Here is a 14,116-nt window from a genome sequence, read left to right as displayed (position 1 = left end):
CGCTTACTCATGTTGCTCTTCATGCTCACTACCTGTGACTGCTTCCTCCGGGACCATCCGTCCCAGTATCAAGCTGTCCAGCCGACAGGGGGAAGCTCACCCGGCCGCAAGCGCGGGCGCACCGCCACCCACCTGCGGACCATGAGCTGGCGCGCACAGCGTGGATCAGCAGGTCCCCGCCATGATTGGGCCGGGACCTGCTGTCTCAGGCGATCAGGCGGGGGCTTCGGAGCTGCGTGTGTCGGCGATGAAGACGGTGAACGCGGTCCGTCCGAGCTTCAGGATGGGGCCGCTCGGGTTCTTCGAGTCGCGCACGCCGATGCCCTCCATGCCGGCGAGGGCCAGGTCAGCGACCTCGACACACTGTCCTTCGGAGTTGCCCGAGTAGGAACTCTTTCGCCATGGCAGGCCGGAGTTGGCGGTGGTGCCGCTCATTGGTTGACCCTTTCAAGGTGTGCTTTCAGAAGCCCCCGCGAGTCGTCCGCGGGAAGTGCGGCAGAGGCGATGAACTCGAACTCCGCTCCCAGGCGAGTCACCTCGTCGGGGTCGTCCGTGTGCTCACCTCCGAGTGGACTGTCCACGCTGGCGGCGGGAAGCCATGGGTGATCGAAGTCCAGAAGGGTCAGCGCTCCGTTGGACCCGTATGAGGGATGCATTCCGAGCGGCAGGATCTGGACGGTGATGCCGGGCCGTTGGGACAGGTCGAGCAGCCTGTGGATCTGGTCGCGCATGATTTCAGGCCCTGACTCGAATTCCGCGTGGAGCGCGGATTCGGTGACCAGGAAGCGCACCTGCACCCGGGAGCCGGCGCGAGCGAGGATCTCTTGGCGGCCGAGTCGGGCCGCCACCAGGGACTCGGCTCGCTCTTCGATTACCTCTTGGGCGGACCGACGGATGAGTTCGCGGGCGTATCCGGGTGTCTGCGCCAGTCCCGGTACCACTGCGGGGTGGTGCACTCGCAAGCCGGTCGCGTCGGATTCCAGCTCGATGAAGTCCAGGTAGGGCTGGCCCAGCAGACCGACGTACGGTGCCCACCAGCCACGGCCCGGCGGTTCCTCGGCGGCCGCCACCACGGCTTCGACGGCCTGTTCATCGTCTACGCCGTAGGCCTTGGCCAGCTTGCGGACGTCGTCTGCCGGAACCCGGTACTGGACGCGTTCGAGGCGGGACAGGCGGGTGAAGTCGAGTCCCGCGCGGGTGGCGGCTTCTCTCAGCCCGAGGTCTGCGGCCTCGCGCCAGCGTCTCAACTGGGCCCCAACGCGACGCTGTTTCACCGTCGGTGTTGCGGATCTCTGCGTCATGGGACGCAGCATCGCACGTCTGTGGCGGTGCTCTCCAGGGTGCGGCATATTCCAACCTTCCCCAATCACGTGCTCCTTGTTGCGGACTACCCACAACAAGGAGCACGCTGGTGCCTCGCCGGAACCTAACGGAAACGGCGCGCACGATCACGCTTTGTTGTGTTCAATCACGGCCGAGAGCTGATGCCATGACTCGCTATCACGCAAGTACGCACGCGACCGGCCGACCCTCCTACACCTGGACCTTCCCCGCCGACGCCCAGAGCGTCGGCGAAGCCCGACTCCTGACAGCCACCGCCGTCCGAGCCTGGGAACTGGACCCGCTCCTCGACGACGCCGTACTCATCGCCAGCGAACTCGCCACCAACGTGGTGCGCCATGCGGCAGTCCCCTCGTTCCGGCTCACGCTCCTCCTCCGGGACACCCACAGGATGAGGGTCGCGGTGACCGACGTCCTCAAGTGCACTCGGCCCATGCCTCGCCGGGCCGGCAACTCGGACGAGGCAGGCAGAGGCTTGGCGCTAGTCACCGCGATCGCCGAGACCACCGGCTGGGATGAGCTCGGTTGGGGCAAGCGCCTCTGGGCCGACCTCACAGCGCGCCCTCAACCCTCCACATCCCGCCGGCAGTAGCGCCCAGCAGACCACCACGCATGCGTCCGCTCGGGCCACCAACCGGTCATGGCCACGCCCAAGGCCGCTCCGCCCGACCGACCATCCCGAGAAATGCCCGATCTCTTCAGGAGGCACCGTGTACGACCGCTCGCCCCTGTCCGCGCTCGTCGGCCACACCGTCCTGGTGACCGGCGGGGCCGGTCTCATCGGCTCCCGCATCACCGCCCAGCTCCGCCGGCTCGGCGCCCGCCCGATCTCTCTGTGCTCCATGGACGCTTACCCCGCCCACGTCTACACCGAGTCCTTCGGCGTCGACCCCACCGACCCGGACGTGGTGACCGGGGACGTCCGGGACACCGCCCTGGTGCGCAAGCTGGTCGCGCAATGCGACTACGTCATCCATGCCGCCGCCCTCGCCGACGTGGCGGCCTGCACCCGTGAGCCGCTGGCCGCCATCGACGTCAACATCGCCGGCACCCAGTCCGTGCTGGACGCCGTGGCCGCCAGCGATCGAGTCCGACGCATGGTGTTCGTCTCCTCCGCCAGTGTCTACGGCGACGGAAGCCCCGAGGAGACCTTCAATCCCGACCTGTTGTCGATGCGACAGCTGCTGGAGGCCGTCCACGGACGGATCCCGCCTCAGTTCCACGAGGGCCACACCATGCGGCCCGTATCCGTCTACGGCAACACCAAGATGTGGGGTGAGGAGCAGACCAAGGTGGTCCTCGGCCAGGTCGGAGCCTCATACAGCATCGTCCGCTACTTCTCCGTCTACGGCGAGCCCCAGACGATCAAGCCGAAGTCGCACTCCTGGGTGGTGGCCTGGTTCGCGGCGCGCGCCAGCCGAGGGCTGCTGCTGCATCTCAACGGCGGCGGCAGGCAGGTCCGTGACCTGACCCACGTGGACGACATCGCGGAGGGCACCCTGCGCGCGCTGAGCAGCCCGCGAGCCCACACCGAGACCATCAACATCGGAACGGGGGTGCCAACCACCATCCGCGACGTCGCCGACCTGGTGCGCGCCCACTACCCGGGCACCGCCGTCCTGGAGACACCGCTGCCGGCCGGGGACCCGCTCGGCGGGTACGCCTCGGTCCGGCGCATGGAGTACATCCTCGGCTGGCGGCCGCAGGTCCCCATCGCCGACGGCATCGGTCGATATGTGCGATGGCTGGAGAGTACCCCGCAGGCCGCCCCGGACTGGCTCACGCAGAGCGCAACCGCATAGGCCCGCGCTGCGGCCCGGGGGCTTCCCTGGGCCGTAGTTCAGCCCCGGCACCCACCGGGGGCGTTCCGCTCATCACCCGAAAGGCGCCCGATGCCCGCTCTCCTGCTCGGCCAGTACATCACCGCTCCCGCCTCCGGATCGCTCGCCGCGACACCGTACGGGGACATCGACACCTACGACCTCGCCGACTTCCTCGCACAGTGGCCGGACCTTCACGGCAAGGCGCTCCACAGCCTCGGCGACGAGCGCATCCATCCGACGGCCTTCATCCATCCCCAGGCGATCATCGGTGACGACGTCATCGTCGGCCCCCACGCCCGGGTGTACGAGTTCTCCACCGTTCGCAAGGGCAGCGTCCTGTGCGCTGGTGCCTCCGTCGGCTTCAACTGCGAGGTGACCGCCGCCTTCATCGGTGAAGGCGCGGTCCTCGGCCATCGCATCGGCGTCAACCGGACGCTCATCGGTGCCGACGCCCATCTATCCGCGGGCGTGACCGTGGCCGCCATCAACATGAGCGGAAACATGCGATTCCCCGACCGCGAGGTCATCATCCGCACCGGCGCGGGCATCTACCGCACCGGCACCCCACAGTTCGGGGCCCTCATCGGCGATGGGACCCAGACCGGCAACAACATCAGCCTCGGGCCCGGTGTCGCCGTCGGCCGGCACACCCAGATCAACAGCGGCGTCACCCTCGCGATCCGCGACATCCCCGCATTCAGCGCCGTCACCGCCCCCCACATCGCATCGACGCGCGTACACAGCCGCCGCGCACGCTCACCCAAGCCCGCACGGTGAACGCGCACGCCCGCCCCCTGCGCATCGCGGTCGGGTCCGACAAAGCCGGACGCGAGTACGGAGACGCACTCGCGGCACACCTGCGCGCACGTCCTCAGATCGCCTCGGTCCTCGACGTCGTGACCGGCCACACCGAAAGCGCGTATCCCTCGATCGCCGCCGCGGCTGCCCACCTGGTCGTGGAAGGCGCCGCGGACCGGGCCCTGCTCATCTGCCACACCGGCCTCGGGATGGCCATCGTCGCGAACAAGGTCTGCGGCATCCGCGCGGTCACCGCCCACGACACGTTGTCCGTACGCGCCGCCGTCATGTCCAACAACGCTCAGGTGCTCACCCTCGGCGCCGGCGTCATCGGTCGCGAACTCGCCGAGCACCTGGTCGACGCCTGGCTCGCCTGCGGCTTCGACCCGCACTCATCGGCCGCCCGCAAGATACGCATGATCCGCGACCTGGAACAGCACGGCCCCCTTCACCCACCCGCCGGCTGACCGGAGACCCATCGTGCCCACCAACCCGTCCACCGTCCCCCGATGTCGCGCGTCACTGACGATCCCGGTCGAGCCGGCCCAAGGAGGCTGGTACACCAGCGCCGAACCACGACGCATTACGCATGACCCTGATCGACTCAGACGGCTGGCGCACCGGCTGGCGCTCCGCCGACTACGTGACCGCGTTCGAGACCGCCTTCGCCCAGTACACCGGAGCCGACCAAGCCATCGCCTTCAACTCGGGAGGCACGGCACTGGAGATGATCCTCCGCACCCTGCGGCTGCGGCCGGGCGACGAGGTGATCTCCTGCGCCGTGAACTTCGTCGGCCCTCACATCGCCGTCATCGGCCAGGGAGGACAGCTGGTCCTGGCCGAGCCCGACCCGGTCACCCTCAACCTCGACCCGGCCGACACCGAGCGCGCGATGGGCCCCAGGACCCGAGCCATTCTCGTCACCCACTGGAACGGCGCGACCGCGGACATCGCCCGCTTCACCGAGCTCGCCGCCCGCCGCCCCCATCCCGTCCACGGACCGCCCCGCGTCATCGTGGACGCCGCCCGTGCCTGCGGCGGCCGCACCCCCTCCGGAGCCCGCGTCGGCGCGGAGGGCTGGGCCACCCTCTTCTCCTTCGAATCGAAGAAGCTGATGACCACCCTCGGACAAGGAGGGATGGTCACCACCAACGACCCCGCCCTGGCCCGGCAGCTCGAAGACCTGCGCACCTACGGCGGCCGCGAGGGCTGGGGCACCAACCAACTGCTCACCAAAGCCCAGGCCGCGGTCGGCATGGTCCAGCTCGCCCGCCTCGACGACATGAACGCCGCCCGGATCGCCCGCGCGCACGCGCGTACGGCCGCCCTCGCCGACATCCCTGAACTGGACCTCCCCCCGAGCCTCGACGAAAGCCGTCACCTCTACTACCGACACAACCTCCTGCTTCCCGAGGAGTGGGCGGGAGGAAGGCGCGACGAGCTGATGAACACCCTCGCCGCCCGATACGGAGTCGGAAGCATCATCAGCGACCCCGTCACCTACCTCGCCCACGGACTCATCCGACACCACACCCTCGGCCAGTGCTGCCCCCGTGCCGAACAGCTTGCCGCGCGCCTGCTCTGCCCATGTCTTCACCCGCAGATGACCTCCACCGAGGAAGCTCTGATCCGCGACTCCATCCGCGCGGCCACCGCCGACATCACCCGGTCCCGCCCACCCACCTCTTGAAGGAGCGTCCATGTCGCAGCTCCAGCACGAGATCGACGCGATCCGTGCCCGCGAGATCCCGCTCGGTGACCCCTACGAGCCCAAGAACCCCGACGGGCTGCTTCGAATGGTGTTCCTCATCCCGTTCGGGCACGCCTTCAGCCTCATGGGCAACGGGCCCATGTCCCTGCACGACCTGATCAACCGAACCAAGGACATCCCCGCCGTCGCCGAGCGCGCCCTTCACTACGACTGCCTGCTCCGCGACGGAAACCGGCTCACCACCCCCGACGGCGGGACCTACCGAAGCATCGAATCAGCCTCGCCCGTCGCCGACGCGGACGTCATCGGCATCTCCGTCATCAACAGCGGCGACTTGCACTCCGTCTTCCGCCAGCTCGACCTCGCCGGCGTGCCCCGCCGATCCGCCGACCGCAACTCGGGCGCGCACCCACTCGTCGTGGGCGGCAACTCCGGCCTGGCCAACCCCGAACCGCTGGCGGACTACCTCGACGTCATCGCGCTGGGAGAAGCAGAGAACTCCCTGCCAGAACTCCTCAAGGCCGTCCACGCCCACCGGCACGAGACCGCTCCCGCCCTGTACGAGAAACTGGCCCAGATACCCGGCCTGTACGTTCCTTCCCTCTACACATGCGACGTGCTGCCCGGCGGGGGTGTCAGCGCCATCCGACCCAAATCGCCGACCATCCCGGCCAAATGCACCGCCTCCTACCTCAGCGTGAAGCCCCTGCACGCCGGCCACTGGGCCACCCCCGTCAGCGACGGCACCGCGGCCGGCATCCACCCCACCGTCGGCTGCAAACACGCCTGCCACTTCTGCAACCTGGGCGTCCCCCTCTTTCGGCACGCCCCGCTCAAGACGCTCACCGACTACATCGACCGCCTCGAAGCGCACCACATCAACAAGATCATCATCAGCTCGCCCACCTTCACCCAGTACCGCCACCGCCAAGAACTCCTGCAGCACATCGCCGCCTACGCCAAACGGGCCGCCACCCGCGGAGAGAAGGTCACCACGATCATCGGATCGATCCGCGCCGACGAACTCACGGCCGACTACCTGCAGTCCGTCACCGAACTGGAAGAGTTCGGACACCTCTTCACCGAACTGAACCTCGAACAAGCCCGCGGCCTCATCACCATCGCCCCCGAATGGACCTCCCCGGACCTGGTCGCCCTATGGGGCAAGACCCAGCGCCGCGAGCGCGTCGACCACGCCATCGACCTGTGCCGGGACAGCGCCGACATCAACACGATCATGCTGTACTTCATTGTCGGAGCCCCCGGCGAACGCCACGATGACCGCCTTGCCATCGCCGACCACGCCCGCGACGTCCAACAACGCCTCGGTCACCCCGACGGCACGGTCATCGTCAAGCTCCACCAATTCATGCCCAAGCCCGGCACGCCCAGCCAACGCCTGCGCATGGCCGACCCCGACCTGGTCCAGCAGTACAGCGGACAGATCGAGGTACGACTGCGCGACCTCGTCGGCGCCGAGCAGTTCGAAGCTCACTTCCGCGTCCTCGACCTCGGAGCCAGCCACATGCGCCTCGAAGCCGTCTCCTCCCGAGCTGACCGACGCATGGGCCGCGTCCTGGAAGACCTTTACGACCGCGGCACCGACCTGAGCCGCGTGACCCGCGAAGAGCTTGTCGAGGCTCTGACCCGACACGGCCTGGACTACGACCGCCACCTGCAACACATGGACGACCCCGTCCTGCCCTGGCACATCCTCGACCACGTGAACACGGCCGCCGAGCAGCAACTGGCCGCCGCACTGTACGCCCGGGAGGCCACCTCGTGAACAGCTTCCCCCTCCACCCAGGCAAGTACGCCCTCCAGGCGATCCCCGACCCGGCCGAGCACGCCGCCCACGTCCGCGCCGGCCACCCGACGGCGAACCTGGCCGGCGTGAACGGGGTGGTCCTGCTCTACCAAACACAGCTCCTGGAATACGCACGCAGCCGCTACGACACCCGTCCCTGCCCCGGCTGGGTACGCGGCCACCTCGACCTGGCCGAAGACGACGGCGGAACCTTCGCCCTGTGCGGCGGCTTCGGACTCGGCGCCCCCGCCGCCGCCCTCATCGTCGAACAACTCGCGGCCCTCGGCGCCCGACGCATCATCACCGCCGGCACCGCAGCCACCCTGCAACCCCACCTACTGCCCGGGGCCCTCGTCGTGTGCAACCACGCGTTGCGCGACGAAGGCCTTTCCCACCACTACTTGCCCCCAGCCAGATCCGTCGCCCCCTCGCCAGCCCTCACGAAAAGGCTGACAGACGCCCTCACCCGAGCCGGCGCACCGTCGTCGCTCGGGCCAACCTGGACCATCGACGCCCCCTACCGGGAGACCGCGACCGAAGTCGCCGGCTACGGAGCCGAGGGGGTCCTGACCGTCGACATGGAGGCCGCCGCGGTCTTCGCCGTCGGACTTCACCGCTCCCTCGACGTAGCCACCGTCTTCGCCGTGGCCGACTCCCTCGTTGAACGTCGCCCGCACACCCAGTCCCAGAACATCAACACCATCAACGCCCTGCACACAGCGCTGACGGCCGCCGTGGAAGCCCTCGGCGCTTCTGCGACGTCGGAGAGGGACCCGGCCGCGCACTAGGGTTGACCCCTCCTGAAGCCACGAGTCGAAGGGCAGTTCCTGTGAGCAGTGACGCATCGCGTCCGACGGTCGGCGCCGTCGTCCTGACGATGAACGACCGTCCCGAGGACTTTCCCCGGGCCATGGAGTCGCTCCGCGTCCAGACGGGCATCGACCTGGACGTGGTCGTGGTCGGCAACGGCTGCGTTGCCGAGCAAGTACCCGCAGGCGTACGCACCCTCGCCCTTCGCGAGAACGTCGGCATCCCGGAGGGACGCAACATCGGCGCCACCGAGGTCAAAGGCGACTACCTGTTCTTCTTCGACAACGACGCACGGCTCCCGGACAAGGACACGCTGGCTCGCCTCGTCGCCGAGTTCTCCCACGACCCGCACCTCGCCTACGCACAGCCGCGCATCTGCGATCCCGTCACCGGCGTGACCCTCCGCCGCTGGGTCCCGCGCCTGCGCGCCTCAGAACCCACCCGCCCCGGCGTGGTCACCGTGATGGCCGAAGGCGTCGTGATGATCCGACGCGACGCCTACGACCGCGCCGGCGGCTGGCCGGGCCACTTCTTCCTCTTCCACGAGGGAGTAGAGCTGGCCTGGAGACTCTGGGACCTCGGAACCCACGGCCGGTACGTCCCCGACATCGTCGTCCACCACCCGGCAACCGACCCCGCCAGGCACGACACCTTCTACCGCCTCAACGCACGCAACCGCGTCTGGGTCGCCCGACGCAACCTCCCCAGCCCCCTCGTGCCGTTCAACCTCGCGACCTGGATCCTCATCACCCTGTGGCGTGTACGTGACCGCGAGGCCCTGCGCGTCACCCTCGCCGGGCTCCGAGAAGGCCTCGCCGGGGGAGAAGCTGGGCGCCAACCTCTCGCCTGGAAGACGGTGTGGCGGCTAACCCGGGCAGGCCGGCCGCCGATTTTTTGATGTTCAGGTCAGCGCGGCGATTCGTTCGGCCACGGCCCCGTAGGAGTCCTCGACGCCGGCCTGGTTGCCGAGCCGGTGACGCTCCAGACGCAGAGCGCCGAGGTGGCGCACCTCGTACACGTGCCGCCGCCACGCGCCCGCCTCGGTCTCGGCCGGGCGGCCGTAGGAGTCGAAGAACGCCAGTCGGGCGTCCTGCTTGGCCCGGGCCATCCGCATCGTCCAGTCCGCCTCCGGATCCCCCCACCAGGTGCGGTCCATGTCCAGGACACCGCAGATCGTGGGGACCGGCGCGGCCGCGAGCATGGTGTTCACCGTCCACAGATCCCCGGTCAGCAGCCGCGGCACCGCAACCTCGTCCAAGACCTGCGCGCCGGCCTGGGCGGTCTCGGCGGCTTTGCGGAGGTCGGCCGCGTCCAGGCCGCAGCTCTCGACGTCCTCGGCGATCAGGTGCAGGGACGTGACGACGGCCTCGCTCCAACGAGCGTGCCCGGGACCGGTGACCGGACCGAACCAGGGCCCGGCGACATCGTGCACGGCCGCCGTGATCTCGCCCATCTGCCGGAAGAACGCCCCATGGGTCTCCTTCGGGTACGACCCGAGCAGTTGCGGCGCCGGGGTGCCGGGCAGGAAGGACTGGATCATCCAGTCCCGGCCGATGACGGCCTGGGTGAAGTCGGCCGCCAGGACTCGCGGCATCAAGTCGGCGATCGGCGCGAGCCACGGCACCGACGCGTACTCCGAGCGCATGAGCTCCTGCTCGGAGTGGAACTGCCGCTCCGGTCCGGGCGCCACCCGCAGGACGACCGGCTCCTCACCGCCGGCCAGGTCGATGCGGTAGGTCGTGTTGTACATGCCGCCGCCCAACTCCGTCGCGGAACGGACCTCGGTGCCGGGCCCGAAGGCACGCCGGGTGACCGCCAGGATCTGGCGTTCGGTCAGGCCTTGCTGAAAGGCGTTGGCGGACCGTTCGATGACGTGGAGTTCCACGGGACTTCCTTCCGGGCTGTGAGGACTTCGGGAAACTGGACAGGGGGTTGTGGGTTCAGGCCCTGCGGCTGCGGGGCCTGCCGTTGCGTTCAAGCACGACACCGAGCTGCGAGGGCTGCATCGCGGCGGCGATGCCGATGGCCCGGCGGTTGCGGCGGCGGTGCGGCAGCACGAGCCCGGTACCCGGGTAGCCGCCATCGGCGATGGTCATCGTGTTGCCGACAGCGGCCTTCGCGCCGGACTCCGCCCAGGCCCGGCAGTCGTTGCGATTGCCCGGCAGCGGCCGACCCACCACCACGACCAGGCGGGTGTCGGCGTCGATGACCACCTGATGGTTGGTGGAATAGCGATAGTTCTTCGACTGCTCGGCGACCTTGTGGTCCCGGGTGGGAACCAGGGTGCCATCCACGATCAGCACCGCGTCCTTGGCGAACCGCCGACGGGGCTGCAGGGCGAGCCGCGGCCCGAAGTCGTCGATCACCCGGTCAGCGGCTGACTTCGACACCCCGAACAACAGGGCCAGTTGCCTCATCGTCAGGTTCGTCCGCCAGTACGCGGCGACCAGCAGCACCCGGTCCTCCAATGACAGCTTCCACGGCCAGCCCCGGCCCAGGGAGCCGGCACCCTCACGACGCAGCGCCGTCACCAACTTGCCGAACGTACGAGGGCTCAACCCGGTAAACGGGGCTATCCAGAACGGCTCGGAGGCCGTGATCACGCCTGACACGGGCAAGATCATCGCAGAGCAAGATCACTTACGGGACAGCCCTTGGGTGAGGCTCCGATGATGTGAGTTCTGACAGCACGCGTGCGCTGGCTTGGGGGATGCTCCTGAAGGAGCATGGGCGCCGTCAGAAGCCCCTTCGGCGGTTCCACGACGACACGTACTTCGCGTAGATCACGTTTCCGATTCCCGCCGTGCAGAGGAACAGGATGAAATGCATCCCGGCTGACTGCCGCCGCCTCCCGCCGTAGCGGCCAAATGTAGTGGCCGAGGCATTGACCGAGTTGTTGATGATGATGGGGGGTCCTTGGTAGCCGGCCTGGTGCCCCTCGTACGGACCTGAGGGGTGCTGCGGGTGTTGTTGTTGCGAGTGCACTGTCTTCCTCACCGGTCAGGTAGCGGCTGAAATCGATGCCGCTCCCGGCATAACTGCCATCGCGGCGATACGACACGCCGAGGTGGCCGTGCGCGTGAAACGGCTTCGGCGCCTCGGAGGGATCGCCAGCCGGCTCTGGAATCACCGTGAGGGTGGTGACGTCTGCCTGTTGGGGCCGTTGAATGTGTCCATGCCAGCCGACGAATTGGGTGGTGGATGCGACTCCCTCCTCCAGCGCGGCAGCAGGCGGTCTCACGTGCGATGGCGGTGGGATAGTGGCCGCTGGCAGGTGCACTCCAGGGCGGCTCCCAGCTCCGTGGGGCTGTCGGCTGCTGCGCGGGTCGGTACCTGTCGCACGTTGCCGGCCACCAACCCGGACGTCAGCCCCGCTCCCACGCCCGACTTCGGGGCGTCCGTGGAGAACGGCGGACCCTCGTCTTTCTCCGGCGGGCGGCTATCGGGCGAGGAGGGCGCTGACGGTTTTGCCGCCGGACGGCCGGCGGGTGACGGTGGTGGCCTGAACGGGGCGGTTGACCATGGGCCAGCCGAATCCTCCGGTGCCGCCCTTTAGGTCCGGGGTGCGCATGCGCGGCGCCCGCGGACTGCTGTCGTGTACGGCCACCTCGATGCCGTCGGGGTGCGCGGTCAGGTTCATGGTGCCGCCGCCGTGGCGCAGTGCGTTGGTGACGAGCTCGGAGACGACCAGGATCACGGTTTCGGCGGCCTCGGCCGCGATGACCGGCAGGAGGTCTTCGAGGAAGCGGCGGGCGCTCTCGCGGGCGCCGGCGATGGATGTCACGGGACGAGCGGGGGCGACGGTGACGCTCATCGTGTCCATCAGCTCCCCTCATCCCTGATCGTCGCCGCTCTGTCCTGTTCGTGCGGTTCTTGTGCCCCGGCCTGCGTGGGTTACCCCGGCGATGACCGACTTGCCTGCCCGGCCGTCGCGACGATCGTCCGAGGTGGGTTACCTCGCTGCCGAGCGCCCGGAAATCTATGCCAGCTGGATTAGACATTGGCCGATGGTGTGGTTATGGTTTCTCTCGTAACCCAGAAGGACCGCAGGGCCTGGCAGAGACGAACTGGCAGGCAGCAGTACCCGTAAGTGCAGTGCGCAGGGCGGTGCGGTGGTGGAGTTTCGAAGCCAAGCTTGTTGCAGGTCGGCGACGGGACTGACGACCGGACCGGGTGGCCCGCGGTGATCAGGGGCCACCACAAGCAGTACCGCAGTAGCAGCACCCAGCAGTACACGCAGTTCGCAGTATCAGCAGTGAAGTGAGTGGTACCTCGGTAAGGGTGTCGATGGTGGACGCTCGCGCCGGGAGGTTCGGCGGTGGGGTTCTAAGCCAGAGCAGATGCAGGACGGGCAACGGGGCTGGCTGCCGAAGACGTGGCGCTTGGACAGGCCACGAGCAGTACACGCAGTTTCAGCAGTATGTAGTTCCTATTTGGTATGTAGTTGATCCCGAGGGATGAACGGAGGAATGGGCGCCATCAGGATCGCCCGGGCGCAGTGACAGGGTCCGGGTACCGCAGGACATCGTTTGTGAGGTGGTCTCCGGTCAAGCAACCGCGATCCCCGTACACCCGACGACGTTATTGAGGTCGGGTCGGCGGAAACAGTAGGCCGGTGCAGTATCAGGGCCGGTAGATGGTGTAGCAGTTCCTTCGGGGCCCCGGTGCCATAGGCACCGGGGCCCCTCCACGCGTTTCACAGAGAGGTGTAATGACGGCAGAAACCCCGACCGGTCCGTTGGGCGGTCACCTGGACGACGACGACTATCCCGCCTACACGATGGGCCGGGCCGCCGCCATGCTCGGCACCACGCAAGGCTTCCTTCGCGCCATCGGAGACGCCCGCCTCATCACCCCGCTCCGCTCGGAGGGCGGGCACCGCCGCTACTCCCGCTACCAGCTGCGGATCGCGGCCCGCGCCCGCGAACTCGTCGACCAGGGCACGCCGATCGAGTCGGCCTGCCGCATCGTCATCCTCGAAGACCAGCTCGAAGAAGCACAACGCCTCAACGCCGAATACCGCGCTGCTGCCGGTGCGGCGAACCCGCCCCCGGCAACCTGAATCGGTACGCGCCCGCCGGTCCGATGCCCGCGGTGCGCATCCGGGCGACCCGAACCCGGTCCGTACGGAGTGCCCGATGGTGGAGGCGCTCCCCGGCGTCACCTCTCCCTACCGGCCGCAGTCACCGCCCCTGGTCAGCGGTCTCAGTCACCGGTCACCGACCTCCAGGCACCGACCTCCAGGCACCGGCCTTCGGTCACCAATCTTGGTCACCAATGCAGTCACCGGTGACGTCACCGCTCACTGGCCGCCAGTCACCGCCGGATTCAGGTGCTCCGCTGGCAGGGCGGCATGCGGGAGCGGGAGCGGGAGCCGGTATTCGTAGTGGGGAGCAGTGCCCTCTGTCCGGGTGAGCCCGACCTCTGCCTCAGCGCGTCAGCTGCGGACTGCGCCTGGTGGAGCGGTGCAATGCTGGCTGTGGGGAGCCGCATGTCACGGGCCGCTCCCTGCACTGTGGCGTTGTCGGTTGCGGGCAGGTTCGGCAGCTGTCACACGTCGCCGGATGCCGCCCCGGCCGACAGCATCCAGCCCGACGCCGGCCACGAGCGCGGCCGGCCAGTCACCGGCCGGCCAGTCACCGGTCACCGGTCCCACCAGTCACCAATCCCCGACCTCCAGTCACCGGTCCCGGTCAGTCGGTCACTGGTCACCGGATTCAGTCACTGGTGAGGTTCCCCCGCTGTGCGGGAGGTGCTGACTAGCTGGTCAGGGCGGGGTTACGTGGTTTCAGGTTCGCTTGATCGGTCGCTGCCTGGTTGGCGTAG

13 protein-coding genes and 1 pseudogene are annotated in these 14,116 nt (G+C 68.5%); 9 read left to right on the top strand and 5 right to left on the bottom strand.

All coding sequences use genetic code 11. The annotated features are described in order from the left end of the window. Positions 1–213 precede the first annotated feature (213 nt). Together ADK55_RS03190 and ADK55_RS03185 are read right to left on the bottom strand one after the other, a co-directional pair. Entirely contained in the window at positions 214–435 is a 222-nt protein-coding gene (locus ADK55_RS03190) for a DUF397 domain-containing protein (protein ID WP_053675796.1), read from the bottom strand. Beyond that, on the bottom strand, positions 432–1,301 hold the full coding sequence (locus ADK55_RS03185) for a helix-turn-helix domain-containing protein (protein ID WP_234349875.1): 870 nt from the start codon (positions 1,299–1,301) through the stop codon (positions 432–434). The genes ADK55_RS03190 and ADK55_RS03185 overlap by 4 nt, the downstream gene beginning before the upstream one ends. A gap of 188 nt (positions 1,302–1,489) precedes the next feature. On the opposite strand from ADK55_RS03185, the gene ADK55_RS03180 reads away from it, so the two are divergent. The 8 genes from ADK55_RS03180 to ADK55_RS03145 all read left to right on the top strand — a co-directional run bounded on the left by ADK55_RS03180 (position 1,490) and on the right by ADK55_RS03145 (position 9,188). Continuing rightward, positions 1,490–1,933: an ATP-binding protein gene (locus ADK55_RS03180; protein WP_053675792.1), complete on the top strand. Its 444-nt coding sequence runs from the start codon at positions 1,490–1,492 to the stop codon at positions 1,931–1,933. Positions 1,934–2,051: 118 nt separating this feature from the next. Then, complete coding sequence (locus ADK55_RS03175) at positions 2,052–3,143, top strand: NAD-dependent epimerase/dehydratase family protein (protein WP_053675791.1); 1,092 nt, start codon at positions 2,052–2,054, stop codon at positions 3,141–3,143. A 90-nt stretch (positions 3,144–3,233) separates the two neighbouring features. Beyond that, complete coding sequence (locus tag ADK55_RS03170) at positions 3,234–3,941, top strand: transferase (protein WP_053675789.1); 708 nt, start codon at positions 3,234–3,236, stop codon at positions 3,939–3,941. Beyond that, positions 3,938–4,429, top strand: a complete 492-nt coding sequence (locus ADK55_RS03165; protein WP_053675787.1) for an RpiB/LacA/LacB family sugar-phosphate isomerase — start codon at positions 3,938–3,940, stop codon at positions 4,427–4,429. The genes ADK55_RS03170 and ADK55_RS03165 overlap by 4 nt, the downstream gene beginning before the upstream one ends. A 122-nt stretch (positions 4,430–4,551) precedes the next feature. Continuing rightward, positions 4,552–5,652 carry an aminotransferase class I/II-fold pyridoxal phosphate-dependent enzyme gene (locus tag ADK55_RS03160; protein ID WP_234349874.1) on the top strand — a complete coding sequence of 367 codons (1,101 nt, stop codon included), beginning with the start codon at positions 4,552–4,554 and terminating at the stop codon, positions 5,650–5,652. Between the two features lie 10 nt (positions 5,653–5,662). Beyond that, positions 5,663–7,459 (top strand): B12-binding domain-containing radical SAM protein, encoded by a 1,797-nt coding sequence (locus tag ADK55_RS03155; protein ID WP_053675785.1) that lies wholly within the window; start codon positions 5,663–5,665, stop codon positions 7,457–7,459. Next, on the top strand, positions 7,456–8,268 hold the full coding sequence (locus tag ADK55_RS03150) for a nucleoside phosphorylase (RefSeq protein WP_053675784.1): 813 nt from the start codon (positions 7,456–7,458) through the stop codon (positions 8,266–8,268). Before ADK55_RS03155 ends, ADK55_RS03150 begins: the two co-directional genes overlap by 4 nt. Positions 8,269–8,309: 41 nt before the next feature. Next, the gene (locus tag ADK55_RS03145; protein WP_053675782.1) at positions 8,310–9,188 is read left to right on the top strand and encodes a glycosyltransferase family 2 protein; all 879 of its coding nucleotides are present in this window, start codon (positions 8,310–8,312) and stop codon (positions 9,186–9,188) included. Positions 9,189–9,191: 3 nt separating this feature from the next. Here the strand turns inward: ADK55_RS03145 and ADK55_RS03140 are convergent, their stop codons facing one another. The 3 genes and pseudogenes from ADK55_RS03140 to ADK55_RS03130 form a co-directional block, all read right to left on the bottom strand. Further along, positions 9,192–10,175 carry a phosphotransferase family protein gene (locus ADK55_RS03140; protein ID WP_053675780.1) on the bottom strand — a complete coding sequence of 328 codons (984 nt, stop codon included), beginning with the start codon at positions 10,173–10,175 and terminating at the stop codon, positions 9,192–9,194. 139 nt (positions 10,176–10,314) lie between these two features. Next, positions 10,315–10,902, bottom strand: a pseudogene (locus ADK55_RS03135) (transposase family protein); the annotation flags it as partial. An 827-nt stretch (positions 10,903–11,729) separates the two neighbouring features. Continuing rightward, positions 11,730–12,113 carry an ATP-binding protein gene (locus tag ADK55_RS03130; RefSeq protein ID WP_053675778.1) on the bottom strand — a complete coding sequence of 128 codons (384 nt, stop codon included), beginning with the start codon at positions 12,111–12,113 and terminating at the stop codon, positions 11,730–11,732. An 888-nt stretch (positions 12,114–13,001) separates the two neighbouring features. On the opposite strand from ADK55_RS03130, the gene ADK55_RS03125 reads away from it, so the two are divergent. Then, a complete protein-coding gene (locus ADK55_RS03125; RefSeq protein ID WP_053675777.1) occupies positions 13,002–13,352 on the top strand; it encodes a MerR family transcriptional regulator in 351 nt (116 codons plus the stop codon). The last annotated feature ends 764 nt before the right edge of the window (positions 13,353–14,116 follow it).

Origin of the sequence: Streptomyces sp. WM4235 (genome assembly GCF_001279725.1) — a bacterium.
In the GTDB taxonomy this organism is placed as follows: domain Bacteria; phylum Actinomycetota; class Actinomycetes; order Streptomycetales; family Streptomycetaceae; genus Streptomyces.
The sequence above is the reverse complement of the archived record's forward strand: the minus strand, read 5'-3'. Positions and strand labels throughout refer to the sequence as shown.

Bases quoted from the DNA above. Each gene is read 5' to 3' on its own strand.
- ADK55_RS03190 (WP_053675796.1), bottom strand. From the start codon at position 435: ATGAGCGGCACCACCGCCAACTCCGGCCTGCCATGGCGAAAGAGTTCC.
- ADK55_RS03185 (WP_234349875.1), bottom strand. From the start codon at position 1,301: ATGACGCAGAGATCCGCAACACCGACGGTGAAACAGCGTCGCGTTGGG.
- ADK55_RS03180 (WP_053675792.1), top strand. From the start codon at position 1,490: ATGACTCGCTATCACGCAAGTACGCACGCGACCGGCCGACCCTCCTAC.
- ADK55_RS03170 (WP_053675789.1), top strand. From the start codon at position 3,234: ATGCCCGCTCTCCTGCTCGGCCAGTACATCACCGCTCCCGCCTCCGGA.
- ADK55_RS03160 (WP_234349874.1), top strand. From the start codon at position 4,552: ATGACCCTGATCGACTCAGACGGCTGGCGCACCGGCTGGCGCTCCGCC.
- ADK55_RS03155 (WP_053675785.1), top strand. From the start codon at position 5,663: ATGTCGCAGCTCCAGCACGAGATCGACGCGATCCGTGCCCGCGAGATC.
- ADK55_RS03130 (WP_053675778.1), bottom strand. From the start codon at position 12,113: ATGGACACGATGAGCGTCACCGTCGCCCCCGCTCGTCCCGTGACATCC.
- ADK55_RS03125 (WP_053675777.1), top strand. From the start codon at position 13,002: ATGACGGCAGAAACCCCGACCGGTCCGTTGGGCGGTCACCTGGACGAC.